Raw genomic sequence first — 25414 nt, forward strand, 5'->3', positions numbered from 1 at the left:
TCCCTGCCTGGAGCGTCGCGCCCCCCTCACGCCGCTGACTTCCACCCCGAACGGCTGGGCGGCGCTCCGGGGCCGGGGTCCGTGAAGCGCTGCATGCGCTGGATGCCGTTGCGGTCCAGCACCAGGCGCACGAACTGGACGGAGTCCTGACGGCGGTCCGTCTCCTCCTCCACCACCGTGAAGCGGAACACCATGTCCACCGGGTAGCGCTTGGTGCCACGGATGTGCCCCACCGACATGTCCGCCAGGTCCACGTACTCCAGCGCCAGCTCCGGCTCATCCATGTCGCGCAGGAAGCGCTCCACGTTGAGGCGGAGGATGTCCGTCACGCCCGTCAAGCCCCGCTGCGTGCGCGGCAGGTGCCGGGCATCCAGCACGATCTGCTTCTGGTAGCGGATGACCGTCTCGGACAGCTCGCCCTGCGTCGCGGTGAGGAAGTCGTCGCGCTGACGCAGCGCCGAAACCGTATCCGGCACCTTCAGCGCGGGCCCGTAATCCACCCGCTCCTCACACGCGCCAATGACGCGGCCGGTGACCGGGTCCACCAGGTCCGTGGTCCGGTCCGCCAGGTGCATGGCCGCCACCCGGCTGAGCATCCGGCGCAGGCCCTCCTTGATGCGGTCCTTCACCATGTACCCCACCACGAGGATGAGGAAGAAGTTGAGGCTGGCCTGCGCGTAGCGCTCCTGCGCCCAGAAGGCCACCGCGGTGGCGACCGCCATCGCCACGCCCGCGGCCAGCGCGAAGAGCATCTCCTCCCAGCCCTGCCGCTTCTGCCGCCGCTTCGACGACAGGAACAGCACGTTCATGCAGAACTTCTTCAGGAAGCCCAGCCGGAGAATGTACTCCTCGTTGTCCCCCGTGGGGCTGAGCACGCTGCGCAGCCGGTGCTCCTTGCGGTACGCCTCCTCCCGCAGCACCGCCTCCATCAGGCCCTTGCGCAGCCCATGCCACGGCTCGCCGCGGGGCAGCGCCTTCATGTCCGCCACCGAGCGCCGGAAGCCGCCCTCCACCAGGAGGCTGACGTATTCATCCACCAGCCGCAGCGATGCCCGCGTGCGCTCCCGCAGGTGCAGCTCCCCCACCGCGCGCAGCCACATGCGGAAGCGCTCCAGCACCCGCGTCACGCCAGCCTGCATGGCGATGACGTCGGACTCCAGCACCGCGCACGCGTCCGTGGGCAGCTCCACCGGCCCCTCGCACCGCGACTCCACTCCGGTGGCGAAGCGGCGCAGCGCCCCGCGCAGCACGCAGGACAGGAGCTTGGCCTGGTACACGACGTCCTTCTCGGACCCCATCCCCGTGCGCAGCCACGCCTCCAGGCGCACCAGCGGCGAGGTGTCCGAGGTCAGCAGCTCGTTCACCGCCATCACCGGCGTCTTGAAGCGCACGTAGTTGTGGATGTCCGCGTAGAAGTCCGCGCGCGGGTACGTCTCCGCGTCGATGTTCAGGCTCCCGGGCAGGAAGAGATACGCCTCCACGAGGTAGCGCGTCTCTTCCACCCCGGAGGGCTGGTACTCGAGCTTGATTTCGAACTGCTTCCGGTCGTGGACCTCAAAGCGGCTCTGCAGGGGTGCGGGTAACTGGGACACACCTGGAGTCTACGTTACATCCCTGTCACGCGGGAGTGACCCCGACGTCACACCTCGTTGGGGCCACAGGGATATCACCCGCCAGTGCCGGTCCGGTTCGCTGGCGCCGCCGGAGGCACCGGCAGGGTGGCCGGCACGGGCGTGGACTTCGGCTGGGGCCGGGCGTTCCACACCTGGGTGGCCAGCAGCAGCCCCAGGAAGGACAGCGGCAGCATGGCGTAGGGCCAGTTGCCCCAGTTGGCGGCCGTCTTCGCCTCGTCGCCCATGGGCAGGATGGACCCCAGCAGGATGGACTGCAGCGCGGTGCCCGCGTACACGGCGCCGTCGATGATGCCCACCGCGAGGCCGGCGTTCTTCTTGCCCCCGAAGTCCATGCTGGCCGTGCCGGACAACATGCCGTGCACGCCGATGACACACAGGGACATGAAGATGACCGTCCAGCCCAGGGCGACGCTCTCCAGGACGAACAAGGAGATGACGGCGCCCACCGACATGCCGGCGTACAGCACGGCGGACACCGGGCCGCGGCGCGAGTCGAAGACGCGGTCGCTGATGATGCCGGCGAACATGCCGCCGGTGATGCCCGCCACGCACAGCAGCATGCCCCAGTTGGCCGCGACGAACGTCTCGCCGATGCCCGTCGCCTTCGCGAACTTGGGGTACCACTGCATGATGGCGTTGCGCATGAAGCCGCTGCAGAACTCGATGCAGAGGATGATGATGATGGCGCGGTTGGTCAGCATGCGCTTCAGCACGCCCGCCACGCCCAGCGCGGGCCCCGTCTCTCCGGAGGACGCGTCCGCGGTGTCGAAGTCCGGGTGCCCCGCGTGGCCGGGCGTGTCGCGGATGACGAAGAAGTCCAACACCAGGAACACGGCGAGGATGGCCGCGGGCACGAAGAACGCCCAGTAGGTGGGCGCCGCCTTCACGATGAGCCGGCTCCAGTCGTAGGCGAAGTAGACGCCCAGCGAGATGAGGATGCCGAACACGCCGCCCAGCAGGCCGCGCTCGCGCACGTGGAACCAGGCCGCGTTCACCTTGACGATGGAGACCGCGCCGAAGCTCTGGAAGTACATGTTGACGGCGTAGAGGAACGACAGCGTCGCCACCAGGCCGCCCGGCGGCGCCCAGTCCCGCGTCAGCACCGCGTACACCACGCCGCCCATGGCCAGGTTCGCCACCGCCGAGCCCGCGGCCGACATCAGGATGGTCTTCCGGCCCCCCAGCCTGTCCGTCAGCGGGCCGTTGAGGAGGAAGGCCACGCCGTAGACGGCGGTGCCCCATGCGAAGATGGTGCCGAAGTCCGCGTTGGAGGTGCGGTCCCCCATGGCGCTGGTGGCCACGTTGAGGTTGTAGCGCCCCATATAGAGGAACGCGTACGTCATGCCTAACGGGAACCAGTTGAAGAGCCGGCGGCGCTTGAACGCCTCCGAGTGTCCCAGTTCCACCTTGGGCAGGCGCGCGAGGACGAGGCCGATGGCCCCCAGGAGGATGAGGATGGGCAGGAACTGGGCCAGCCAGGGGGGCAGCGACGACATGCAGCGACCTCTGCGGTGGATTTCGGAACGCCGCGCACCCTACCCCGGCACGCGGCGGCGCGAAACCAATGCACGCCCGTCAGGACGGGAGGGCGAGCAGCCGCGTCAAGGCGACCTCCGTCTTCGCATCCGGGATGTCACCGCGCCGGCACGCGTCCAACACCTCCTGGATGGGGCGCCAGTGCAACTGCGTGCCCTCCTCCAGCGGCGACCCATCCCCTTCGGGCTCCTCGGGTGAAAGGTCGGTGACATCCACCGCGGCGGGGAACACCTTTTCGGACAGGATGCCCGGCGCCAGGAAGAAGGCGCCGCCCAGCAGCCGGATGTCCTCCGGCTTCACGCTGAAACCGGCCTCCTCATGGACCTCTGCCGCGGCGCGGCGACGCAGGCCTTCCTCGCCCTTGTCCTCCGGCTCCAGCAGTCCCGCGACGATTTCTTCCACGCGCAAGTAGCCAGACGCGGGGTCTGGAACCGTCATGGCGCCGCGGTTGTCCTTCCGGAAATACGCCGCGGGCCGGAGGTTCATCCGCGTCAGGACCTCCAGACCTGACGCGCCGCGGCGGTACACGAGCACCGCCACCGCGTCCAACCGGGGCCGGTCCACCACGTCCACCCGGTAGACGGGAGAGGAGGAGCCGTCCGCGCGCCGGTTGCGGCAGCGCAGCCGCCGAACCCGGAGAAAGCCCTCGTCGCATCTCGCGGTAGACGAGAAATCCTCGATGATCTCGATGTCAGTCACACTGGAATGACGCTGCCGCATGTCCGCCTGCTCTCCTGAGGAGTAGGAACGCCAATGGCCGGAACCTGGCCCGCCATGGTGGCGTTGCTTGCTCGACAAAGCTCGATCCCGTACCTTGCGCCCGCTTTACCGCTGTCTCCCCCCCGAAACACGGAATTCTCTTGATGCGTCGCCTCCTGCTCGGCCTCTGCTGCGCCCTGGCCTCTGCTTCGTGCATGCCGGTGCTGGAAGGCCAGGACTACAACCTCGAGGGGCAGGAGGTGCGTCTGACGCTCCTTCATACCTCGGACATCCATTCGCGCCTCATCCCCTACGACTTCACGCCGTTGAAGACGGACGTGGACCTGGGAACCATCCCGGAAGCGGGCCCCTTCGGTGGCGCCACGCGCATGGGGGCGCTGCTCAAGCGCGAGCGCTCCCGGGGCGAGCGTGTGCTGCACGTGGACTCGGGCGACTGCTTCCAGGGCGCGCCCATCTTCAACCTCAACACCGGCGAGGTGGAGTTCAAGTTCCTCTCCGAGGCGCGGCTCGACGCGGCCGTCGTGGGCAACCACGAGTTCGACGCGGGCCTGCTCAACTTCACCCAGATGGCGCAGCAGCACGCGGTGTTCCCGCTGCTGGCGGCCAACTACTTCTGGGACGACTGGCGGGCGAACGGCAACCACCAGACGGCCCTGGAAGTGGAGCCGTACACCATCCGCAACGTGAAGGGCCTCCGGGTGGCCATCATCGGCATGGCCAACATCTCCTCGCTCAACTCCATCGTCGAAGGTGGCAACAGCCTCCAGGTGACGCCGCTGGAGCAGAACGAGGCGGCGCGCGCCTACGTGGACCTGCTGCGCCCCGTCACGGACCTCATCGTCCTGGTCAGCCACCTGGGTCTCCACGAGGACCAGGACGTCATCCAGGGCTACGAGGCCTATTACGAGTTCGGCCGCGCCAAGGCCTACGTGCAGCGCCAGAAGGAGCCCTGGGAGGTCCTGGAGTGGTTCGGCCCCGAAGGGGACGACAAGTCCGTGGTGCGCGTGCGCATCCCCGGCGTGGTGGGCGTGGACGCGGTGATGGGCGGCCACCTGCACGTCGTGCTCAACCCGCCGCAGCTGCTCACCGACCCCGCGGGCCGCAAGGTGGTGCTCGCGCACTCCGGCGCGTTCGCCAAGTACGTGGGCCGGCTGGATCTGGTGGTGAAGATGCCGGAGGTGCTCGGCGCCGGCGAGGGCGGCGAAATCATCAGCCAGGACTTCCGCGTGTTCCCCATGGACGCCCTGTGGTGCGACGACGCCATGCGCCGCTTCCGCCACGACAGCAGCGTGTTCTGGGAGGAGGGCCAGTTCCTCCGCGACGAGCGCGTCCGTCAGGCCATCCAGGCGTGCAGGAACCAGGAGGACCGGATGACCACGCACCTGCTCCAGCCGTACATCCTGGGCATGGACTTCAACCTGCAGTTGACGTCCATCTTCTCCTACGCGCCGCGCGACGTGCAGCGCCGCAACAACTCCACGGGGGGTGACTCGCCGCTGGGCAACATCGCCGCGGACTCCATGCGCAAGCGCCGCCGCGTCGAGGCGGAGATGGCGCTCACCAACTCGCTGGGCATCCGCGACAACCTCTACGCGGGCGTGGTGAGCCAGGAGTCGATGTTCAACGTGTTCCCGTTCGAGAACACCATCAACATCATGTACCTCTCCGGCAAGGAGATGCAGGAGCTGTTCGACTTCGTCACCGAGCGCTCCGCGGAGCGCGGCTGCGTCAGCCAGGCGCAGATCTCCGGCGCCCGGTTCACCATGGACTGCGCCCAGGTGCAGGTGAACGACCTGCAGACCGCCTGCAACCCAGCGCTCAACGGCACGGACTGCCCCAACCAGGACCGCCAGGGCCACGCGCCGTGGCAGTGCCTGGTGGACCAGAGCACCGACTCCAGCGTGGGCCGCTGCTACGCGCACCCCGGCACCGACATCCAGATCAACGGCAAGCCGCTGGACATCACCGGCACGTACAAGATCGCCGTCAACGACTACATCGCCAAGGGTGGCTCGGGCTTCAACATCCTCAAGCGCAACACCACCCGCATCGAGACGGGCATCTCGCTGCGCGACTCGCTCATCGGCTACATGCAGGACTTCTGCACCTGTGAGGACATCCTCGCGGGCAACCAGACGTCCAAGGCGGGCCACTACTGCGGCAACCTCATCAACGGCCGCTGGACGGTGAACGAACAGGTGGTGGGCTCCTGCCGCGCCGCCTCCGACTTCAAGGCCGCGCTGAACAAGCAGGTGGGCAGCTGCGCCTGCAAGGACCTGCTGTCGCTCCCCTCGGACGCCGCGGAGCGCTGCGGCGTGCCGGGCCTGACGGCCGAGGACATCCAGAGCCAGTGCGACGTGCCCGAAGGCCCGTACACCGGCCGCTGCAACTGCCGGGATGTGCTGGCGGGCAACAACCCCATCTGCGGCACGGTGACGAACCAGCTGCGGAACTTCTGTGAGAACCCCACCTCCGTGTCCATCGCGGACGCGGTTGAGGATTCCCGTATCGGCCGGAGGGTGAAGTAAATGAAGCGCCTGCTCTTCCTGTCGGCCCTGGCGGCGGCCGGCTGTTACACCCAGGAAACGCCTCAGCCAGAGGGCGTCGCCTCGTTCCGGGTCAACCTCACGGGCATCTACACCGGCGGCACGCGGACGCCGCTGCCGGTGGTGAACGAGTGCGCCACCGCGCACGGCGGCCAGGACCAGGTGCCGCTGGAGGTCCGCGGCACGGCGGACTGCCGGCTGTCCCTGCCCCTCACGCCGGTGGACTTCGACGTGGAAATCACCGCCCTGGACGCGAAGGGCCAGCCCATGGAGTCGTTCAACGGGCCTGTGTCCTTCCGCACGGTGCCGGGCAACCTGACCGGTGAGTACCGCTACCGCTGGACCCAGCTCACCAACGGCCGGGGCACCGGCACGGTGCGCTCCGGCCAGCTCTACGGCGACGCCCACGTCTGGGTGCAGGACGAGGCGCCCCAGGTGGATTACGCCGACGGGCAGGTCATCCCCGGCGAGCTGCCCCAGGAGCCGGCGACCCGCACCAACTCCACCGGCCTGTCGCGGCTGATGAAGTTCGAGGAGCCGACCATCCCCACGGTCCAGGTTCCGCAGAACAGCGATCAGCTCACCGCGTACGCCGGGACGTACATGCGCATCGGGCGCAACCCGGAGGCCGGACCGCCGCTGCTGCAGAACTGCCCCGAGGGCGACCCGAACGACAAGCAGCCGGTCACGCTGCTGGTGACGGGCACGGACCCGGGCGGCTTCTTCGTCACGGACATGACGGCCTGCCGCGTGGGTGAGACCAGCGTCCCGGGCGCCAACATCCAGACGGGTGAGCCGGACGGCTACTACCCCGGCCGCTTCAACTCGCTCTACATCTACAACTACTCCTTCCCCGAAGGGCTCGACCCGGGCGACCTGCTGTGGTCGGTGTCCGGCTCCGTGCAGGAGTTCACCGCCACCACGCAGCTCACCTTCCCCGCCTGGACGGTGCGCGAGCGCGTCCGGCTGCTGCCCCAGACGGAGTGGGACAAGTACCTGAAGCTGTCGCCGCCGGTGGAGATCAACGGCCGGCTGTGCGGCTACAGCGGCTCGCTCTACATGACGGACCCGCTGTGTGGTTACAGCTACGGCAACTACAAGATGGAGAGCCTGGAGTCGTCGCTGGTGAAGCTCAGCCGGGTGAAGTTCCCGCGCGTCTTCCACAACTGTGACGCCAACGGCAACGGCACCGTCCCCTTCTTCTGTCCCAACACCCGCGCGGGCACGTGGGGAAGCTGCGGCACGGACAACCCGAGCGACCCGGACATCGCCGAGCGGCAGTGCAACATCGACTGCACCATGGGCATTGGCCAGTTCGCCGGCGTCCACTGCGCCGAGCGCAACACGTACAACGGCTTCGGCCAGTTCGTGGTGGAGATGAACCCCACCGGCGCCGCGGAGGCGGGCCTGGACGAGTCCGTCCCCGGCCGCATCCAGACCTTCACCGCCACCGTCAACGCGGACCCCACCGTCGTCAACTGGGCCCAGTCGGACACGTTCAGCACGGACCTGCGCATCAACGTGTCCTGCGACAAGCCGGCCAACGTGCGCTTCGGCGCCAGCGGCACGCCGGTGGCGCTGGCGGCCCAGACGCCGCTGCAGCACACCATGGCGGCGGGTGAGGGCACCGTGTACGCCTCCGTCCAGAACCGCGAGGACGGCACCCTCACCTGCAAGGTGGCGGCGGACGCGCGCACGCGCATCAACCTGGTCACCAAGGACGCGGTGCCGGACCTGGCGCCCGACTGCAGCGAGGATGACCCGAACGCCGAGGCGGCCCAGCAGTGCCGCAATCTGCGCGCGGCCAGCTTCGACGTCGTGGGCCACCTGCGGCAGGTGAGCGCCGCCCGCCCGCGGTGGAACGTGCTGCCTCGCGACCTGGACGACATCTGCTGCTACCCCGGCCCGGGCATGGAGTGCCCGCGGCCCATCCGGCCTTGCGTCAATCCGTAGTCTTCTGATGATTCTCGCGACCCGGTGACGGGAAGCAGGGAGGAGCGGTCCCCCCGGACCGCTCCGTGGAGAGGGACATTGAAAACGCTGCAGAAGCTGGCCCTGACCGGCCTGATTTCCCTGAGTGCGCCCGCGTGGGCCAGTGACTTCGTGGACACCCGTCTGTCGTTCGTCTTCGCGGACGACAACGTGCTCGCGGGCTCTGGTGAGACGACGCCGAACAGCCCCAATGCGCGGTTCGGCGCCGGCAACCAGAACACGCAGTTCTACGACAACTTCAACACCCGGTTCTCCGGCTTCGAGTCCCTGTCGAACGTGGTGCTCTACAAGCGGGCACCGGCCTTCTTCGAGGGTTTGACGACTGAAGCGGCGCTGACGCTGCTGGTGCTGGAGCGGCCGTCGGGCGGCGTCGACATCCGCGACAACTCCAGCTACATCCGCCTCAACTACCAGCCGCCGGGCTGGAGCGAGAAGGAAGGCATCTCGCTCGTCGGCTTCCCGGTGTCCGCGGACCGCTTCCGCCTGGGCTATGCGTACCGCATCTCCTGGGGTGGCAGCGGCGTGTTCACCACGCGCGCCGTCACCAACGGCGTGCCCGGCGGCAAGCTGCAGATCACCCGCGACAACTGGTACGCGTACGTCGGCGGCAAGACGGCGCTGATGCAGAACGAGCTCATCCGCGAGGAAGAGACCAAGTACGGCCTCATGGCCGGCGCGGGCTGGGACATCCTGGAGACGCTGCGCGTCGAGGCGGGCGGCGGCTACTTCCAGAAGGGCCTGGTGCCCGGCCTGGCGACGCTCGGCGTGGAGGCCCCGGTGAACGCCGCGGGCGTGTCCGGCCAGGTCGTCTACCACGTGGGTGTGCCCGTCGGCACCAGCGTGGACTTCCGGCTCTACAAGAACGACCCGGACATCTATCAGCGCTTCTTCGCACCGGAGCAGTACCCGGGTGGCCTGTCGTACACCGTGTCGCTGGAAGGCAGCTACCTGTCGCAGACGCTGGAGAAGCCCAACGACTTCGGCGCCACCCAGCCGCAGGGCGCCACCGCCGTGGCCCTCCAGGCGCGCGCGAAGTACGACCTGCTCCGCGTCAGCCTCCTCGGCCTGTACCGCAGCCTGTCCTTCATCCAGTTCGAGGTGCCGGGCTTCCCCCCGTTCCAGGACTTCCCGGAGGGCACGGAGCTGAAGCCGGAGATGTTCCTCGCGGTGGGCGCGGACTACCACCTGCCGAAGCTGCACATCACGCCGGGCTTCATCCTCGGTGTGCAGCAGCCGGCCTCGTTCCGCAGCCCCTCGCCGGTGCTGGGCGGCAATGACCCGCCGCCGAGCCTCATCGGCACGCGCACCGTCGTGGTGCGTGACGTGAATCAGCTCAGCATCCTTCCGGAGACGTGCGGCCGCGGCAACGCGGCGTGCAGGGCGGAGCCCATCTACTCCGCGAAGGCCACCTTCCGCTGGGACCTGTCGGACTCCGTCGCCGCCGTCGGTGAGGTCTATTACACCTACGACACCAACCGGACCACGTTCCGGGACGACGTGACGGGCGTGGCGCAGCCGAGCTTCGAGCGCCCGCACGCGCTGGGCTTCAACACGCTGCTCCAGGCGCGCTTCTAGTCCGCCGCCCTGCCCCACCGGGGCAGCCGCAAGGCCTTGCGCGGCCCGGTCTCTCCTCGTGGGAGGCCGGGCCGTCGCGCGTCAGACGGTCGTCATCCGCACCACCTCGTCGAAGGCGGTGAAGCCCTGCGCCAGCTTGCGCACGGCGGCCTCGCGAAGCGTCCTCATGCCGGAGCGCCGGGCCGCGTCCACCATCTGCGCATAGGGGGCCTCCCGGGCGATGAGGTCCCTCAGCTCGCCCGCGCTGGTGACGATTTCGAAGACACCCGTGCGCCCCACGAAGCCGGTGCCACGGCAACGCACACAGCCCGCGCCCTTGAGCAGGCGCACGCCGCCGGGCAGCAGCGGCAGGGGGGCCTGGAGCGCGAGCAGCTCGTCGGGCGTCAGCGTCGTCTCCTGCGCGCAATGGCTGCACACCCGGCGCAGCAGGCGCTGGGCCATGACGCCCAGGAGGCTCTGCGCCAGGAGGAAGGACGGCACGCCCAGGTCCCGCATGCGCGCCACCGCGCCCAGCGCGTCGTTGGTGTGCAGCGTGGACAGCACCAGGTGGCCGGTGAGCGCGGATTGAATCGCGTTCTCCGCCGTCTCCGGGTCGCGAATCTCGCCCACCATGATGACGTCCGGGTCCTGGCGGAGGATGTGGCGCAGCGCCCCGGCGAAGTCGAGCCCCACCTTGGGCTGCACCTGCACCTGGTTGAAGGCGTCCCACACCATTTCGATGGGGTCCTCAATCGTCGTGACGTTGACGTCGGGGCCCGCCAGCGCCTTGAGCGCGGAGTAGAGCGTCGTCGTCTTCCCGCTGCCCGTGGGGCCCGTGACGAGGATGAGGCCGTGCGGCTGGTCAATCCAGGACTCGAAGGCGCTCTTCTCGTCCGGCTCGAAGCCCAGCTGGGCGATGTCCTGCACCAGCGTCTCCGGGTCGAAGATACGGATGACCACCTTCTCGCCGAAGGCGGTGGGCAGCGTGGACACGCGGAGCTCGACTTCGCGGCCATCACGCTCCGTCTTGATGCGGCCGTCCTGCGGCTTGCGGCGCTCGGAGATGTCGATGCGCGCCAGCATCTTCACGCGCGAGACGATGGGCGGGTGCACCGGCGCCGGCAGCGTGTGCACCGGGTGCAGCACACCGTCGATGCGCAGACGCACCACGCTGGTGGTGCGCTTGGGCTCGATGTGGATGTCCGAGGCGCGGTTGTCGAACGCGTAGCGCAGCAGGTAGTCCACCGCCTGCACCACGGGCCGGTCCGACGCCTCCAGCTCCTGGGTGCCACTGAGCGAGACGAGCTGCTCGAAGTTGGCGACCTGGGCTCCGGCGGCGGCGCTGAAGTCGTCGGCGGCGCGCGCCAGCGTCTTCTTGAAGCCGTAGATGTCGCTGATGGACTTGAGGATGTCCGCCTTGGCGCTGAGGACGGGCTCCACGGGCATCCCTGTCAGGCGGTGGAAGCTCTCGAAGAGCTCCCCGTCGAAGGGGTTGGCCACCGCCACCAGCAGCCGGCCCTGCGGGGTGCGCTCCAGGGGAAGCAGCACGTGCTTCTGCGCGTAGGGCCTGGACACGGTGCGCGTGGCCAGCGCCATGTCGAGCTTGAGCGGGTCAATCTTCCGGTAGCTCATGCCGGCGGCGCGCGCGGCGGCCTCCGTGACGCGGTCCTCGTCCAGCACGCCCCGGCCGCTGGACAGCGGCACCTGGAACGCCGCCACGACCTCCACCGGAGACACGTCGTACCGCGCGGCCTCCTTGCCGCCCGGGGTCCCCTGGTGCGCCTTGAGCACCCGGGCGCGCGCGGCGCCCTCGCGGGCCAGCACCTCCTGGGCCTGCTGGGGTTGCAGCAGCCCCTGGGCCACCAGCGCCTCCAGGACGAACAGCGTGGTGAAGTCATCCCGGCTCTTCGGAGCAGTGCTCCCCACGCCACCCACAGGCAGTACCAAGCGCGTCTCCTTTCACCCCGGCCGCCCGCCGGAGCGCGACCCCACAGCGTACCAGACGGACTTCGGCCCACGGCGGTGCGCCGAGCGGAAAACACCCGCGGCGCCCCGCGCGCCACCAGCCAGGCATGGAGCCGCCGTCAGGGCCGCCCTGCGGCCGGGCGGGCACGGCGCCGCGCCACCGTCAGTGCACGGTGCTCGTCACCGCGAGCACGGCGGCATCCACCAGGGACTCTGGCGTCGGCCGCTCCGCCACGGCCGCCGCGGGCACGCCCAGCCGCTCCAGGGCGGACGCCGTCGTCGGCCCAATCGCCACCACCCGCGCGGTGGCCAGGCGCTCGCGTCCGGCCTCCTCCACGAAGGCCTCGGCCGTGCGCGGCGAAGCGAAGAGCACGACGTCCGGCGGTGAGGCATCCAGCAGGGCCAAGGACTCCGGTGGAAGGGGCGCGGACGTGGCGCGATACGCCGTCACCCGCGTCACCAGGACGCCGCGCTCCCGCAGCCCGTCCTCCAGCTCGCGCCGGCCTTCCTCGGCGGCGGGGAGCAGGACTTCGTCACCCGGTTGCAGCGCGTCCTTGATGAGGTTGAACAGGGCCTCGCCCGTGCCCTCCGAAGGCTCGGCCACCACGTCCAGGCCGTAGCCCTCCGCGGCGCGCGTCGTGCGCGGCCCCACGGTGGCCACCTTCACCCGCTGTATCCGGTCCTGGGTGCCCGCCTCGCGCAGCGCCTCCATCAGCGCCTCCACGCCCGAGGGGCTCGCGAACACCACCCAGGTGTAGCGCTGGATGTGCTCGGCCGCTGACGCCAGCGGACGGGGGTCCTCCGGAGGATGCAGCTCCAGCAGGGGCACGCTCAGCACCTCGGCGCCCTCATCCTCCAGGAGGAAGCACAGCTCCTCGGCCCGCTCACGCGGGCGCGTCACCAAGACTCTCTTGCCTTCCAGTCGCCGTTCCACGCGCGCGGCAGTCTAGGACTCCCGCGCCTCGGAGCGGCGCGCGAAATCACGCAAGATGTCCGCCGCCCCACGCGACAGCAGGTCCTCCGCCAGGGCTTCACCCAGCGCATGGGCCCGCGACACGGGGCCGCGCACCTCGCCCCGCACCACGTGTGTGCCATCCGGACGGCCCACGAGGCCGCGCAGGAAGACGGTGTCACCCGACACGGTGGCATGCCCGGCCAGGGGCACGGTGCAGCCCCCCTCCAGCTTCGCCAGCAGCGCGCGCTCGGCGGTGACGGCGATGCGCGTGGTGGCGTGCTCCAGCGGAGCCAGCAGCGCGCGCACGCGGGCATCGTCCGTGCGGCACTGGATGGCCAGCACGCCCTGCCCCACCGCGGGCAGGCTCACCTCGGGCGACAGCACCTGGGTGATGACGTCCTCCAGGCCCAGGCGCTTGAGTCCGGCAGCGGCCAGGAGCGCGCCCGCCAGCCCCTGCTCCCGCGTCCTCGCCAGGCGCGTCTGCACGTTGCCGCGCACGCTGACGATGTCCACGTCCGGCCGGCGCGAGCGCAGGATGCAGCTGCGGCGCAGCGACGACGTGCCCACACGCGCGCCCTGGGGGAGCGCGTCCAGCGTCAGCCCGCCCAGGCCACAGAAGGCGTCGCGCGGGTCCTCCCGCTCCGGCACCGCGGCGAGCATCAGCCCTTCCGGGAACACGGACGTCATGTCCTTGAGGCTGTGCACGGCGATGTCCGCGCGGCCGTCGAGCAGCGCCTGCTCGATTTCCTTCACGAACAGGCCCTTGCCGCCCACCGCGGACAGCGGCGCGGACAGGAAGCGGTCTCCCTCGGTGGTCATCTCCACCAGGGTCACCTCCAGCCCGGGATGATGCGCGCTCAGCAGCGCGCCCACGTGACGCGCCTGCCAGAGCGCCAGGGGACTCTGCCGGGTGGCGATGCGCACGTGCGGCATCATTTGCCCCCCGTGGCGGCCTGGACCGGCGCGGCCATGACGGAGGGCGCGGCGGCGGCGGTGCCCACCTCCTCCTCCAGCAGCCCGAACAGCTCGGCGGCGGCGCCGGCCAACCGGTTGCCCTCCCCCTCCGGCCCCACGGCGCGCAGCCGCGCGGTGGGCTCATGCAGCAATTTGTTGACGATGGCTCGGCCCATGGCCTCGATGCTCTTGCGTTGCTTGTCGTTGAGTCCGTCGCCCAGGGCGCCCAGCGTGCGCTCCACCTCGGAGCGGGCAATGGCCTCCGCGCGCTGACGCAGTCGCGCCAGCACCGGCGTGCCCTCACGCAGCGCGCGCTCCTTGACGAACCGCGCCACTTCCTGCGCGACGAGCACGCCCGCCTTCTGCGCCTCTTCCGCGCGCGCCGCGGCGTTGTCCGCGACGAACTTCTGGATGTCATCCACGTCGTAGGCGTGCACCCAGTCCAGCGTGCCCACGGCCGGGTCGATGTCGCGCGGCACCGCCAGGTCCACCATGAACAGCGGCCGGCTCCGGCGCCCACGCCCCAGGGCGCCCACGTTGTCCCGCGTGAAGAGCGGCACCGGCGACGCCGTGCTGCACACCACGATGTCCGCCGCGGCCACCAGGCCGAGCAGCTCCTCGAAGGGCCGCGCCTGTCCGCCCACCTCCGCCGCCAGCGCCTCCGCGCGCGACAGGGTGCGGTTGGTGACGTAGAGCTTCAACGCACCCGCCTGCTTCAGGTGGCGCGCCGCCAGCTCGCCCATCTCTCCCGCGCCCACCACCAGCACCGTCTTTCCCGCGAGCCCGTCGAACACCTTGCTGGCCAGCTGCACCGCCGCCGCCGCCATGGACGTGGCCGCGCGGCCAATGGCCGTCTCCGTGCGCACGCGCTTGGCGCAGCTGAAGGCGGCCGCGCACGCGCGCATCAGCTCACCGCGCACCGCGCCCGCGCCCTGGCCCCGCTCGAAGGCGTCCTTCACCTGGCCCAGAATCTGGGCCTCGCCCAGCACCATGGAGTCCAGGCTGCACGCCACGCGGAACAGGTGCACCAGCGCCGCCTCGCCCTGGTGCTCGTAGAGGTGCTCCAGGGCCTCCACGCCGCCCAGCAACTGCAGCTCCGTCAACGCGCGCTGCCGCGCCAGCGCCGCGTTCGGCGCGAACAGGTACACCTCCACGCGGTTGCAGGTGGACACCCAGAGGGCCTCCACGGGCGCCTGGGCCAGCCGCTGGAGCACGTCCACCTGACGCGACTCCGGCAAGGCCAGCCGCTCCCGGACGGTGAGGGGCGCCGTCCGGTGGGACAGGCCAATGCAGATGAGCTCCATACTCAGGGCATCCTCATGGCCGCCGAGGGCGCTGGCACGTCATACGAAGACAGGAAGGACACCATGACCAGACAGAACCCCGCCATGGTGAGGAAGGCCACCCGCCGCCCCTGCCAGCCCGCGACGGAGCGCGCCACCAGCAGCGCGGCGAAGACGGCCCACGCGACCAGGGTGGCCAGCGTCTTCCCATCCACCGTCCAGGGGCCCGGCGCGGTGCCCACGAAGAAGGCCCCCGTGGCCAGGGTGATGGACAGCGCCAGGAAGCCCCACAGCACCAGGCGCCGGTTCAGCGTGTCCAGGAACTCCAGGGAGGGCAGGCGGGAGAACAAGAGCCCGAAGCGCTTCGCCTTCACCTGCCGCTCCATGAGCACGTACATGACGCCCACGCCCGCGGCGACCGCGAACGCGGCCAGCCCCAGCAGCGCCAGGGTGATGTGCAGCGGCAACAACGGCTGACGCACCCCGGGGGGCAGCGGCGCCTGCCCGCCCTGCATCAGCAGCCCGGGCAGCAGCGCGGCCAGCGCCAGCGGCGTGAGGAAGGCGCCGATGACGGGCCGGCGGTAGCGCACGTCCAGGAACAGGAAGATGGCCAGCAGCAGGAAGGCCAGCGCGGAGAAGCCCTGCGCCAGGCCCACCGGCCGCCCGCTCTGCACCCCGAGCAGCTCGAAGAGCGCCACGCCATGCAGCGCCAGCCCACCGCCCACCAGCACGCGCCCGGCCGTGGCCAGGGCGTCCGACTGGCGGACCAGGTAGGCCAGGTAGACGACAGCGGCGATGCCATAGGCGTGGCAGGCGAGCGAGACGAGCGTGTGGCTCATAGGGGCAGGCTCATAACCACGGAAGAGGGGCGAATCAGCCCATCTTGTTGAGGATGAAGGCGGCCAGAAGGTCTGCTTCAGAGTCCGGCTTCGAGTCCGCGCCCTCTGGCCTGGGCGCGCCGGCGGCGACCTCCGCTACATACCCCGGAACGACCTCATAGGCGTTGTCCCCCACCAGCACCGAGTCGGCCATCTGCTCGGCACCCAGTCGGGCAAGTTGCTCCTCGGTCTTCACCCGGGCCACCAACCCCTGGGTGTCTTCGCCCGACACGAGCTGGACGAAGTGGACCGCGGGCGTGACGGGAAAGGCCACACCGCCCTCCGCCATCACCACCAGCCGGCCTTCGCGCAGGTCTGCTTTGTCCGCCAGCGCCCACTCCTCGAGCTGGGCCTGGGGCAGGAAGAGCTTCGTCACGCCCGCCAGCTTACACCAGCCACCCCGCCCCCGGGGGGACGCTTGGGGGAAATGGTTGAAACAGGCGCCATCCCTGCGCATCCAAGCCGCCAGATTGGCTGATGGTCGGCCGATCCTTGCAGGCCCACCGGACGCGTACTACAGGACGCGGCGGCGGTGCCCGGACAGGGCACGAGGAGACACCATGTCAGGCGCGGACGTGACGAACATCGGGGATGGCGACTTCAAGCAGCAGGTCCTGGACTCCCAGGAGCCGGTGCTGGTGGATTTCTGGGCGACGTGGTGCGCGCCGTGCCGCGCCATCGCGCCCTCCATCGAAGCGCTGGCCTCGCAGTACAAGGGGCAGGTGAAGTTCGCCAAGCTCAACATCGATGAGAACCAGGACACGCCGCAGGAGTACGGCATCCGCTCCATCCCCACCCTGCTCCTGTTCAAGGGCGGCCGCGTGGTGGAGCAGATTGTCGGCGCGGTGCCCAAGGCCCGCATCGAAGACGCCGTGAAGAAGGCCCTGACGTAGCCTCGCCGCCGCGGGGCCGGGCGAAAGCGCGCGCCTGCCGCGCGCTTCGCGCCCCCCCCCCCGCGGCCGCCTGTCTCAGCCCAGCAGCTCCACGCAGCGGCGGAGCACCTCCAACCGCGCGTAGCGCTTGTCGTTTCCCGGCACCACGTGCCACGGCGCGTCGGGGCGGTGCGTGCGGTCCAGCATCTCCTGGATGGCCGCTTCGTACTTCTTCCACTTCGCCCGGTTCCGCCAGTCCTCCGCCCCCAGCTTGTAGCGCTTGGCCGGGTCCGCCTCGCGCTCGCGGAACCGCTGGAGCTGCGTCTTCTTGTCGATGTGGATGAAGAACTTCACCATCCGCACACCGTCCGCGGTGAGCATGTGTTCAAAAGCGTTGATTTCATCGTAGGCGCGCCGCCACTCCGCCGGCTTCGCGAAGCCCTCCACCCGCTCCACCAGCACCCGGCCGTACCAGCTCCGGTCGAACATGCAGACCTCGCCCGCGCCCGGCGTCTTGCGCCAGAAGCGCCACAGGTAATGGTGTCTGCGCTCTTCCTCTGACGGCGCGGAGATGGGCCAGACCTTGTAGCCACGCGGGTCCATCAGCGTGGTGAGCCTGCGGATGGCGCCGCCCTTGCCAGAGGCATCCCAGCCCTCGAAGACGACGACGGCCTTCCGCCCCGCCAGGTAGTTCTGGATCTGCAGCGCGAAGACGCGCTCCTGGAGCGTCTTGAGCGTCTTCTCATACTTCGCGGATTCACCCGCCGAGACAGACGGGTCGACCGCTGCGAGTGTCACAGTGCCGTGAGGACATACGGGAAATACGTATCCATTTGCAGTCTTGTCATCAATTTTTTGAGATCGTTTACGAGTCAAGACAGACCCTCCAAGGTTGTATTGACAGCGATGACTTCAACCGCCAAATAGGCACATAGCAGTGTCTGTGTTGGCTGACTGTTTTCGCTTGGAGTATTCATGGCACGTCCACGAAAAGAATTGTCCACCGTCCCGCTGACGCCGGCCATGGTGAACTGGGCCGAAGCCTTGGGAGACGCCATTGGACGCGGCATGCTGCGCGCGCTCAACGACGGGATGCCCAGGCTGGGCAGCAGCGCGCCCAGCTCCACCGCGCTCACCGCGGGCCGGCGCCGCGGCCGTCCGCCGAAGGTGATGGCGGGCGCCAGCCTGGTTTCAATGGATCGCCGTTGCACGATGGAGGGCTGTACTCGCGAGCAGCGCTCGAAGGGGCTGTGCTCCGCGCATTATCAGGCCGAGCGCCGCCGCCAGATTTCGGGCGGCAAGTCGGCCTGAGTGCCTGCCCGCCGGACACCCGCCCACGGCCCTGGGCGATGACCGGTCCAACGCCTCAGCCCTGCCAGGGGTCGGAAACGGACGACGTCGCCTTGAGCAGCTCCCAGGCCGCCAGCACGTCCACCACGCGCTCCACCTCATTGGGCAGGGAGCGAGCCCGCTGGGACTGGAGATAGTCCTCCGCGAAGGCCCTCAGCCGCATCCCCACGAAGAGCCGCGCCAGCGCCACCTCCGTCTGTCCGCTGAAGTCGAGGAAGCGCACGCCAAAGCCGCTGCGGCCCTCCGGCCCGTTCTCCCGCTCCTCCCGCACGATTTCCGCGCGCGCCTGCACGGGCGCGGCGCCCGGCTCCAGCGCGAAGCGCACGTCGAGCACGGTGCCCAGCGGCAGGTAGAAGGTGCTCTCCAGGAACGCCCCGCTGACGCTGACGTTGACGGACACGAGGCTCGCCTCGAAGCGGCGCTCGCCCGCCGCGTCATCCACCCAGACCTCGAAGCGCGTGGCGAGCTGGGCGCGGGGAAAGTGACGGTGCTCGGCCTCGCCCTGATTCATCTCAATCAACGGCGAGAAGGCCGGCCTCGGCGCCGGGCTCACCGCCGCCACGTGGCCACCAGGACGCGCCGGAACCACCGCGGGGCGGACCTCCTTCGCCGGCGCCGCGGCCGGCGCTGACGCTCGCGCGGGCGCGCGCACCGGCGCCTCCACCCGCGTGCTCCCGACTGCCTTCTGGCCACCCTTCCTCTGCATGACGCGTCCTCATCTGCCCGGGAGGACTCGCCCTCCACGTGTGTTGGTGGGGTGATTCATACACCACCCCATGCCGCGCGCCGAGAAACGCTTGCGCCCGGCCCGCGAGGATAAATCCGGAAATTCTCAGAACATGTGACGGCGCATGCTGATGTTCACCAACAAGCCGATGCTGAGCATCACGGAAAGCAGGGATGAGCCGCCATAACTCATCAACGGCAGGGTGATTCCCGTCACCGGCAGCAGGCCAATCACCATGCCGATGTTCTCGAACACCTGCCAGAAGAGCATCGCCACGACGCCCACGGCGACGAAGGCGCCGAACCTGTCACGCGCGTTGAAACCCACGCCCAGGCCGAAGATGAAGATGGCGCCGTAGAGCACCAGCAGGACGAGGCACATGACGAAGCCATGCTCCTCCGCCCACACGGAGAAGATGAAGTCGGTGTGCTGCTCGGGCAGGAAGCGCAGGCCCGTCTGGGTGCCCTCGCGCCAGCCCTTGCCGGACACGCCGCCGCTGCCCACCGCGATTTTCGACTGCGCCGCGTGATAGCCGCTGCCGCGCAGGTCCGCCTCGGGGTCCAGCCAGCCGGAGATGCGCTGGCTCTGGTGCTTCTTCAGGTGGTGCCGGACGATGGTGGGCCGAGGCTCCGGCACGTCGCGGATGTAGTCGTTCCAGATGACGATGCCCGCGGCCAGCACGGCCGTCACCAGCGTGGCCACCAGGTACCAGCGCACCTTGCCGAAGAGGATGATGGTGAGCGACGACAGGCCAATCATCAGCGCGGTGCCCAGGTCCGGCTGCACCAGCACCAGCGCGAAGGGGACGAAGACGACGAGCAGCGGCTTCCACAGCCGCGTCAGGCCATAGGAGGGCTCATTGGGCTGGAAGTCGTCGTGGTAGACCTTGGCCAGCATCAGCACGACGCCAATCTTCATGAACTCCGCGGGCTGCATGCGGAACGGGCCAATGGCGAACCAGCTCTCTGCCCCCTTGGCCGTGTGCCCGAAGAACCGCAACGCGATGAGCAGGAGGATGTTGGTGACGTAGATGGGCGCCGCCATGCGCTGAATCCACCGGTAGTCCACCAGGCACACCACCAGCACGGCGGTGATGCTCACCCCCAGGTACAGCATCTGCGAACCCCACACGGGCGAATGCGGGGGCCGCGACGCCGAGGCCAGGTTCCAGATGCCCAGCGCGCACACCGCCAGCACGGAGAAGATGAGGCCCCAGGGGATGTGGGGCACCATCCGCCGCTCAATCCGCAGTTGCACGCGTGCGTTCCTCGTCGTCGCCCGGCAGCCGGGCCGGTGGCCGTACCCCCCGCGTCAGCGCCGCCTCGTCAGGACCGGGCGCGCGCGTCACGGAGGACGGCGTGTAGGGCTGGTTGGGACGCGGCGGCGGCGCCGTGGCGTCCAGCTTCTTCAAGTCGAAGTACTTCTGGAACACCGCCATCGCGGTGGGCGCCGCGTCCGAACCGCCGTGGCCGCCGTGCTCGTTGAGCACGACGATGGCAATCTCCGGCTTGTCCGCTGGCGCGAAGCCCGCGAACCAGGCGTGGTCGCGCTCGAAGAAGCTCATCTGGTGCGTCTTCAGGCGAATCGCGCCCAGGCGGGCCACCTGCGCGGTGCCCGTCTTGGACGCCACCAGGATGTCCTTGTCCCGCATGTGATTCATCCGCGCGCGGTAGGCGGTGCCGCCCGGCTCGTGCGCCACCTTCACCAGTCCCTCCACCACCGCCTTGAGGTGCGCGGGCGAAAGGTCCACCTTGCGCACCACCTCCCGCTGGAACGATTCAATGGTCTGCCCGTCCAGGTTCTCCAGGCGGTTCACCATCTGCGGCTTGTAGAGCGTGCCGCCGTTCGCGATGGCCGCGTACACCAGCGCCAACTGGAGCGGGGTGACGTTGTTGTCGCCCTGGCCAATGGAGCTGTTGAGCGCCATGCCCTTGGTGTAGCCGCCGGGCGACGCCTTGTCGTGGTAGGCGCTGGTCGGCATGATGCCGGGGACCTCGGCCACCACGTTGACGCCCGTGGGGCTGCCCAAGCCCAGGGCCTTGCCCATCTCTCCAATGGGGTCCAGGCCAATGGTGTCCGCCACCTTGTAGAACCAGGTGTCGCACGACGTCTTCATGGCGGCGAGCCCATCCATGTGCCCGTGCCCGGCGTCCTTGTGGCAACGCCAGGTGCGCGCGCCCAGGCGGTAGCCCCCCGGGCAGTTCACCACCGTCTCCGGACGGAAGGCGCCCGACTTGAACGCCGCCAGGGCGGTGATGACTTTGAAGGTGGAGCCCGGGCTGTAGTGTTCGGCGGCCACGCGGTTGATCATCGGGTCCAGCGGATCTCGCGACAGCAGCGCCATCTGCGCGGGCGTCACGCGGCCGGTGAGCAGGTTGGGGTCGAAGCCCGGGCGCGACACCAGCGCGCGGATGAAGCCCGTGTTGACGTCGATGGCGACCACCGCGCCCGTCACACCGGGGAAGGCCCGCTCCGCCTCCTCCTGCAGCCGCATGTCGATGGACAGCACCAGGTTGTTGCCCGGACGCGGCGCCACCACGGCGTTGTCCCCCAGCTTGTCGTTCAGCTCCTCAATGGTCTGTCCGCGCGCGTTCACCACTTCCTTGCGCACGCCGTCGGTGCCGCGCAGCCGCTGCTCGAAGTAGCGCTCCAGCCCGCGCCGGCCAATGTAGTCCCCCAGGGCGTAGCGGGCGCCGTCGCCGTTGAGGCGCTCCAGCTCCTCCTGGGTGATTTCGTTCATGTAGCCCAGCACGTGCGACAGCACGGAGTTGGTGCGGTAGTGCCGGTGCGGCACGGGCGCCACCTCCACGCCGTCCAGGATGTCCCGGCGCGCGGCCAGCCTGTCGTACTCGTCGCGCGACAGGTCCACGCGCACCGGCACCGGCTGGAAGGGGGCATTGCGCCGCCCCATGCGCACCAGGTCCTCCACCTTCTTGCGCTGGTCCGGGTCCCACTGGAGCAGCTCCGCCAGGCGAGGGATGACCTGCTCGTAGCAGTCGGTGCAGAAGGCCGGGGTGATGAAGGCGTCGAAGGACGGACGGCTGTCCACCAGGATGGTGCCACGCGCGTCCTTGATGACGCCGCGGTCGGCGCGCAGCCGCACCTCCTTGACGAAGTTGGCCACGCTCTTGGCGGCGTACTCCTCGCCCCGGGTGATTTGCAGCCGGTAGAGCTGGATGGAAAGCAGCCCCAGGCCCAGCACCATGGCCAGGCCCAGCCACAGGAAGCGCCGCTTGAGCTCGCGCCCCGGCGTCGTGTTGCCCAAGGTGGGCGGCGTCACCGCAGCAACCCCGCGGGCCGCTCCTGAGACGCCTCGAAGCGCCGCAGCAACGGATAGAGCGCCAGCGCCGCGATGCCCGTGAGCGCCACCTGCAGCGGCAGCTCCGCCAGCAGCGCGCCCGGACCGTCCTCCTTCACCGTCAGCCAGGTGAAGAAGGTGGCCAGCAGCGAATGGCCCACGTCCGCGCCCATGGCGAACAAGGCGAAGGCCAGCGGGCCCCGGACCTCCACGAAGGTCGGCACCAGCCGGCCCACCAGGAAGATGAACACGGCCAGGAAGGTGTAGAGCCAGGTGGGCTGCCCGCTCATCAGGTCCAGCAGGTACCCCACCGAGAAGGCGGAGAAGGCCCCTTCCAACAGCGAGGCCCGCAGGGCCAGGAACGCCACCAGCACCACGGTGACGTCAATCCGGCCGAGCTCCAGGCCGGCCTGCTTCACCAGGACCGATTCCAGCGTGAGCAACGCCAGCGCCAGTGCGACAGACACCAGGAACTTCATTTCGACGCGCCCTCCGCGGTGCTGCCTGGCGCCATGGCGCTGTAGGGGCTGCCCACCACCAACACCTCTTCCAGCTTGCTCGTATCCACCGCCGGAACGATGTCCGCGCCCTGGAACATGCCGTGCTCCTTCTTCTCCAGGTTCGTCACGCGTCCAACCACCACGCCGGGCGGGTAGATGCCGTCCGTGCCCGCGGTGATGATGAGGTCACCGTCCTCCACATCCTCGGTGCGCAGCATGTTCTCCAACTTCAGGGGCCCGCCTCCGGTTCCCGCCGCCGTGCCCCGGGCCCGCGAGCGCTGCACCCGCACCGCCACCCGGCTCTGAGGGTCCGTCACCAGCGCCACATCCGCATACCCGCCCGTCGCCCGGATGACCTGTCCCACGATTCCGTCCGGCGTCACCACGGACATGCCGCGGAAGACACCCTGCTGCTCCCCGCTGCTGATGCGGACCGACAGCAGCTTCGCCACCGGATTGACGCCCACCACCCGCGCGGGGATCTCCGGCCCGGCCTCCGCCTCCGCGTAGTTGAGCAGCTTGCGCAGCCGCTCGTTCTCCATCCGCGACTCCCCCAGGGCCTGCACCGCCGCGCGCAGCTGGAGGTTCTCCAGTCGCAACGCGTCATTCTCCTGCCGCACGCCCCGGAGGTCCAGGTAGTTCTGGACCCCGGCGCCTCCGCCTTCGATGAGGGCCGTCAGCCCCTGTTGCACGGGGGACGCCACGGCGATGACCGCCCGGTCGACGAAGTTGGGTTCCCTGGCCTTGCGGCCACCGAGCAGGAAGGCCACCAGCGGCGAAAGGAGCAGGAAGCCCACGATGAGGGGGCGGTAGTACCGCTTCAGGAGCGACCACACAGGCAGGAGTTTCCGGGGGTGTGACGGGGGAGCAGGGGCTGGCTAAGGGCTCTAAATCGCTTGCATTTTCCGGTGCGTTATCCTAGGCAGTCAAGGCCTGCATGGGGGGCGGTTCCTGGTCCACCACCCACCGGCCGGGCTACCAACAACACCGCGTCGCGAGTCCTTCCGCACGGCTTTTCTCGGCGCGTTTGCCCCAGAAGTGACGACAATGGACGGTCTGAATCCCCGGAAGGTTGCCTCGCTCCTGTTCATCATCGGCATCGCGGTGGTGTTCACGCTCAGTTTCGGCCCGGGCAGTACCGGCTTCAGCGCCACGGGTGGGACGACGGCGCCTGGTTCGGTGGCCTCGGTGAACGGCAAGGAAATCCCGCTGCGTGACTTCGCGGCGGCCTGGGCCCAGCAGATGAGCTTCCTGCGCTCGCAGGGCAGCCCGGTCCCCGAGTCGCTCGCCCGCCAGTTCGGCATGCACAACCAGGTGCTCGACCGCCTGGTGAACACGGAGCTGCTGGCCCAGGCGGCCGAGCGCCACGGCATCACCCCGTCCGACGAAGAGCTGCGCAAGCTCATCCACCAGAACGCGGACTTCCAGAAGGAGGGCCAGTTCGACTTCGAGCGCTACCAGCAGGTGCTGCGCGACTTCTACCGGAAGACCCCGCAGGACTTCGAGGTGGAGCTGCGCCGCCAGCTGGCGGCCCAGAAGATGATGGGCGTGGTGCGCGCCAACGCGGTGGTGTCGGACGACGAGGTCCGCGCCCGCTTCGAGAAGGAAGGCAACCAGGCGAAGGTCGTCTTCGCGCGCTTCCTGCCGGCCATGTACGCCGACACCGTCCCCGCCCCCACCGCGGCGCAGCTGACGGAGTGGAAGAAGGCGCACGAGAAGGAGATCAAGGAGTACTTCGAGGCCAACCGCTTCGTGTACCAGCAGCCGGAGCGCATCCGTGCGCGGCAGGTGCTGGTGAAGCTGCCCCCGGAGGCCACCGACGACCAGAAGAAGGCGGCCCTGGAGAAGGCGCAGGCGCTGCGCAAGGAAATCGAGGGCGGCAAGGACTTCGCCCAGGTGGCGCGTGACAGCAGCGAGGACCCGGGCAGCAAGGCGCGCGGTGGCGACCTGGGCTGGGTGGAGCGCGGCAGCTGGGAGCCGGCGCTGGCGGACGCGGCCTTCGCGCTGAAGCAGGGCGAGGTGACGCAGCCGGTGGAGACGAAGTTCGGCGTGCACCTGGTGAAGGTGGATGAGAAGCAGGCCGCCCAGGACAAGAAGCTCGAGGACGTCCAGGACGAGATCGCCACCACGCTCTACAAGCAGGACCGCGCCAAGCAGCAGGCCCGCGCCGAGGCGGAGAAGGCGCTGGCCTCCGTCAAGTCGGGGCAGGCGATGAAGACGCTCTTCCCGCCGGAGAAGGAGCAGCCCGCGCTGCTGCGCTTCGAGACGGAGACGCGCCCGGAGGCCGTGGAGACGGACAGCTTCACCGCCGAGGGTGAGGCGGTGCCGCACCTGGGCCCCGCGCCGGAGCTGGTGAAGGCGGCCTTCGCCGTCGGCGCCCCGCAGCCGCTCGACAGCGTGTTCCCCATGGGCGAGGGCTTCGTGGTGGCGCAGGTGGTGGAGCGCCAGAAGCCGGACACCGAGGGCTTCGAGAAGCGCAAGGAGGCGCTGCGCACCCAGGCCCGTCAGGCCAAGCAGATTGAGGTGACGGAGTCGTTCCTCAAGGCGCTGCGGGAGCAGGGCACGGTGAACACGAACACCGCCGCCATCGACTCCGTGGTGGGCACCGGGTGAGTCCCGGCGTCCAACCGTGACGCCCCCGAGGGCCGGG

The 25414-nt window shown here is 69.4% G+C and carries 21 protein-coding genes; 6 read left to right on the plus strand and 15 right to left on the minus strand.

The window, feature by feature from the left end:
- Positions 1-26: 26 nt before the first annotated feature.
- From G4D87_RS06515 to G4D87_RS06525, 3 genes are all read right to left on the minus strand, one after another.
- Positions 27-1592, minus strand: coding sequence for a hypothetical protein (locus tag G4D87_RS06515; RefSeq protein WP_163780032.1), 1566 nt, complete (start codon positions 1590-1592; stop codon positions 27-29).
- Positions 1593-1666: 74 nt separating this feature from the next.
- On the minus strand, positions 1667-3130 hold the full coding sequence (locus G4D87_RS06520) for an MFS transporter (protein WP_163780034.1): 1464 nt from the start codon (positions 3128-3130) through the stop codon (positions 1667-1669).
- A 79-nt stretch (positions 3131-3209) separates the two neighbouring features.
- Positions 3210-3890 (minus strand): NUDIX hydrolase, encoded by a 681-nt coding sequence (locus G4D87_RS06525; protein WP_163780036.1) that lies wholly within the window; start codon positions 3888-3890, stop codon positions 3210-3212.
- Positions 3891-4033: 143 nt separating this feature from the next.
- Between G4D87_RS06525 and G4D87_RS06530 the strand changes: the two genes are divergently transcribed.
- From G4D87_RS06530 to G4D87_RS06540, 3 genes are all read left to right on the plus strand, one after another.
- On the plus strand, positions 4034-6418 hold the full coding sequence (locus G4D87_RS06530) for a bifunctional metallophosphatase/5'-nucleotidase (protein ID WP_163780082.1): 2385 nt from the start codon (positions 4034-4036) through the stop codon (positions 6416-6418).
- Positions 6419-8389, plus strand: coding sequence for a single stranded DNA-binding domain-containing protein (locus G4D87_RS06535; RefSeq protein WP_163780038.1), 1971 nt, complete (start codon positions 6419-6421; stop codon positions 8387-8389).
- Between the two features lie 78 nt (positions 8390-8467).
- Complete coding sequence (locus G4D87_RS06540) at positions 8468-10003, plus strand: hypothetical protein (protein ID WP_163780040.1); 1536 nt, start codon at positions 8468-8470, stop codon at positions 10001-10003.
- Positions 10004-10084: 81 nt separating this feature from the next.
- Here G4D87_RS06540 and G4D87_RS06545 read toward each other — a convergent pair whose 3' ends face one another.
- The 6 genes from G4D87_RS06545 to G4D87_RS06570 all read right to left on the minus strand — a co-directional run bounded on the left by G4D87_RS06545 (position 10085) and on the right by G4D87_RS06570 (position 16474).
- Positions 10085-11929, minus strand: a complete 1845-nt coding sequence (locus G4D87_RS06545; RefSeq protein WP_163780042.1) for a GspE/PulE family protein — start codon at positions 11927-11929, stop codon at positions 10085-10087.
- A gap of 181 nt (positions 11930-12110) precedes the next feature.
- Positions 12111-12881, minus strand: a complete 771-nt coding sequence (locus tag G4D87_RS06550; protein ID WP_163780044.1) for a uroporphyrinogen-III synthase — start codon at positions 12879-12881, stop codon at positions 12111-12113.
- 12 nt (positions 12882-12893) lie between these two features.
- Positions 12894-13838, minus strand: coding sequence for a hydroxymethylbilane synthase (gene hemC, locus G4D87_RS06555; RefSeq protein ID WP_163780045.1), 945 nt, complete (start codon positions 13836-13838; stop codon positions 12894-12896).
- Entirely contained in the window at positions 13835-15160 is a 1326-nt protein-coding gene (hemA, locus tag G4D87_RS06560; protein WP_163780048.1) for a glutamyl-tRNA reductase, read from the minus strand. Before hemA ends, hemC begins: the two co-directional genes overlap by 4 nt.
- A gap of 2 nt (positions 15161-15162) precedes the next feature.
- On the minus strand, positions 15163-15978 hold the full coding sequence (locus G4D87_RS06565; RefSeq protein ID WP_163780049.1) for a cytochrome C assembly family protein: 816 nt from the start codon (positions 15976-15978) through the stop codon (positions 15163-15165).
- A gap of 34 nt (positions 15979-16012) precedes the next feature.
- Positions 16013-16474, minus strand: a complete 462-nt coding sequence (locus G4D87_RS06570; protein WP_163780051.1) for a hypothetical protein — start codon at positions 16472-16474, stop codon at positions 16013-16015.
- 103 nt (positions 16475-16577) lie between these two features.
- Between G4D87_RS06570 and trxA the strand changes: the two genes are divergently transcribed.
- A complete protein-coding gene (gene trxA, locus G4D87_RS06575) occupies positions 16578-16910 on the plus strand; it encodes a thioredoxin (RefSeq protein WP_163780053.1) in 333 nt (110 codons plus the stop codon).
- A 75-nt stretch (positions 16911-16985) separates the two neighbouring features.
- On the opposite strand, the gene G4D87_RS06580 is transcribed toward trxA, so the two are convergent.
- Complete coding sequence (locus G4D87_RS06580) at positions 16986-17687, minus strand: polyphosphate kinase 2 family protein (RefSeq protein ID WP_205507454.1); 702 nt, start codon at positions 17685-17687, stop codon at positions 16986-16988.
- Between the two features lie 177 nt (positions 17688-17864).
- Here G4D87_RS06580 and G4D87_RS06585 point away from each other — a divergent pair, with 177 nt between their 5' ends.
- Entirely contained in the window at positions 17865-18200 is a 336-nt protein-coding gene (locus G4D87_RS06585; protein ID WP_163780055.1) for a hypothetical protein, read from the plus strand.
- A 55-nt stretch (positions 18201-18255) separates the two neighbouring features.
- Here G4D87_RS06585 and G4D87_RS06590 read toward each other — a convergent pair whose 3' ends face one another.
- From G4D87_RS06590 to mreC, 5 genes are all read right to left on the minus strand, one after another.
- Positions 18256-18945 carry a PilZ domain-containing protein gene (locus tag G4D87_RS06590; RefSeq protein WP_163780057.1) on the minus strand — a complete coding sequence of 230 codons (690 nt, stop codon included), beginning with the start codon at positions 18943-18945 and terminating at the stop codon, positions 18256-18258.
- Positions 18946-19071: 126 nt separating this feature from the next.
- Positions 19072-20199, minus strand: coding sequence for a rod shape-determining protein RodA (gene rodA / locus G4D87_RS06595; protein WP_176415402.1), 1128 nt, complete (start codon positions 20197-20199; stop codon positions 19072-19074).
- A 7-nt stretch (positions 20200-20206) separates the two neighbouring features.
- Positions 20207-22246, minus strand: coding sequence for a penicillin-binding protein 2 (gene mrdA / locus G4D87_RS06600; RefSeq protein ID WP_163780060.1), 2040 nt, complete (start codon positions 22244-22246; stop codon positions 20207-20209).
- Positions 22243-22743, minus strand: a complete 501-nt coding sequence (locus G4D87_RS06605) for a hypothetical protein (RefSeq protein ID WP_163780062.1) — start codon at positions 22741-22743, stop codon at positions 22243-22245. The genes mrdA and G4D87_RS06605 overlap by 4 nt, the downstream gene beginning before the upstream one ends.
- The gene (mreC, locus tag G4D87_RS06610; protein WP_163780063.1) at positions 22740-23600 is read right to left on the minus strand and encodes a rod shape-determining protein MreC; all 861 of its coding nucleotides are present in this window, start codon (positions 23598-23600) and stop codon (positions 22740-22742) included. The genes G4D87_RS06605 and mreC overlap by 4 nt, the downstream gene beginning before the upstream one ends.
- A gap of 211 nt (positions 23601-23811) precedes the next feature.
- Between mreC and G4D87_RS06615 the strand changes: the two genes are divergently transcribed.
- Entirely contained in the window at positions 23812-25377 is a 1566-nt protein-coding gene (locus G4D87_RS06615) for a peptidylprolyl isomerase (RefSeq protein WP_205507455.1), read from the plus strand.
- Positions 25378-25414: the final 37 nt, after the last annotated feature.

Origin of the sequence: Myxococcus vastator, assembly GCF_010894475.1 — a bacterium.
Lineage (GTDB): Bacteria > Myxococcota > Myxococcia > Myxococcales > Myxococcaceae > Myxococcus > Myxococcus vastator.

What these genes read in the sequence shown, in the direction of transcription:
- G4D87_RS06530 (WP_163780082.1), top strand. Translation starts at nt 4,034, where the DNA reads ATGCGTCGCCTCCTGCTCGGCCTCTGCTGCGCCCTGGCCTCTGCTTCG.
- G4D87_RS06535 (WP_163780038.1), top strand. Translation starts at nt 6,419, where the DNA reads ATGAAGCGCCTGCTCTTCCTGTCGGCCCTGGCGGCGGCCGGCTGTTAC.
- G4D87_RS06525 (WP_163780036.1), bottom strand. Translation starts at nt 3,890, where the DNA reads ATGCGGCAGCGTCATTCCAGTGTGACTGACATCGAGATCATCGAGGAT.
- hemC (WP_163780045.1), bottom strand. Translation starts at nt 13,838, where the DNA reads ATGATGCCGCACGTGCGCATCGCCACCCGGCAGAGTCCCCTGGCGCTC.
- trxA (WP_163780053.1), top strand. Translation starts at nt 16,578, where the DNA reads ATGTCAGGCGCGGACGTGACGAACATCGGGGATGGCGACTTCAAGCAG.
- G4D87_RS06615 (WP_205507455.1), top strand. Translation starts at nt 23,812, where the DNA reads ATGGACGGTCTGAATCCCCGGAAGGTTGCCTCGCTCCTGTTCATCATC.
- hemA (WP_163780048.1), bottom strand. Translation starts at nt 15,160, where the DNA reads ATGGAGCTCATCTGCATTGGCCTGTCCCACCGGACGGCGCCCCTCACC.
- G4D87_RS06570 (WP_163780051.1), bottom strand. Translation starts at nt 16,474, where the DNA reads ATGCGCAGGGATGGCGCCTGTTTCAACCATTTCCCCCAAGCGTCCCCC.
- G4D87_RS06605 (WP_163780062.1), bottom strand. Translation starts at nt 22,743, where the DNA reads ATGAAGTTCCTGGTGTCTGTCGCACTGGCGCTGGCGTTGCTCACGCTG.
- G4D87_RS06590 (WP_163780057.1), bottom strand. Translation starts at nt 18,945, where the DNA reads ATGCAGAGGAAGGGTGGCCAGAAGGCAGTCGGGAGCACGCGGGTGGAG.
- G4D87_RS06565 (WP_163780049.1), bottom strand. Translation starts at nt 15,978, where the DNA reads ATGAGCCACACGCTCGTCTCGCTCGCCTGCCACGCCTATGGCATCGCC.
- G4D87_RS06585 (WP_163780055.1), top strand. Translation starts at nt 17,865, where the DNA reads ATGGCACGTCCACGAAAAGAATTGTCCACCGTCCCGCTGACGCCGGCC.
- rodA (WP_176415402.1), bottom strand. Translation starts at nt 20,199, where the DNA reads ATGGTGCCCCACATCCCCTGGGGCCTCATCTTCTCCGTGCTGGCGGTG.
- G4D87_RS06520 (WP_163780034.1), bottom strand. Translation starts at nt 3,130, where the DNA reads ATGTCGTCGCTGCCCCCCTGGCTGGCCCAGTTCCTGCCCATCCTCATC.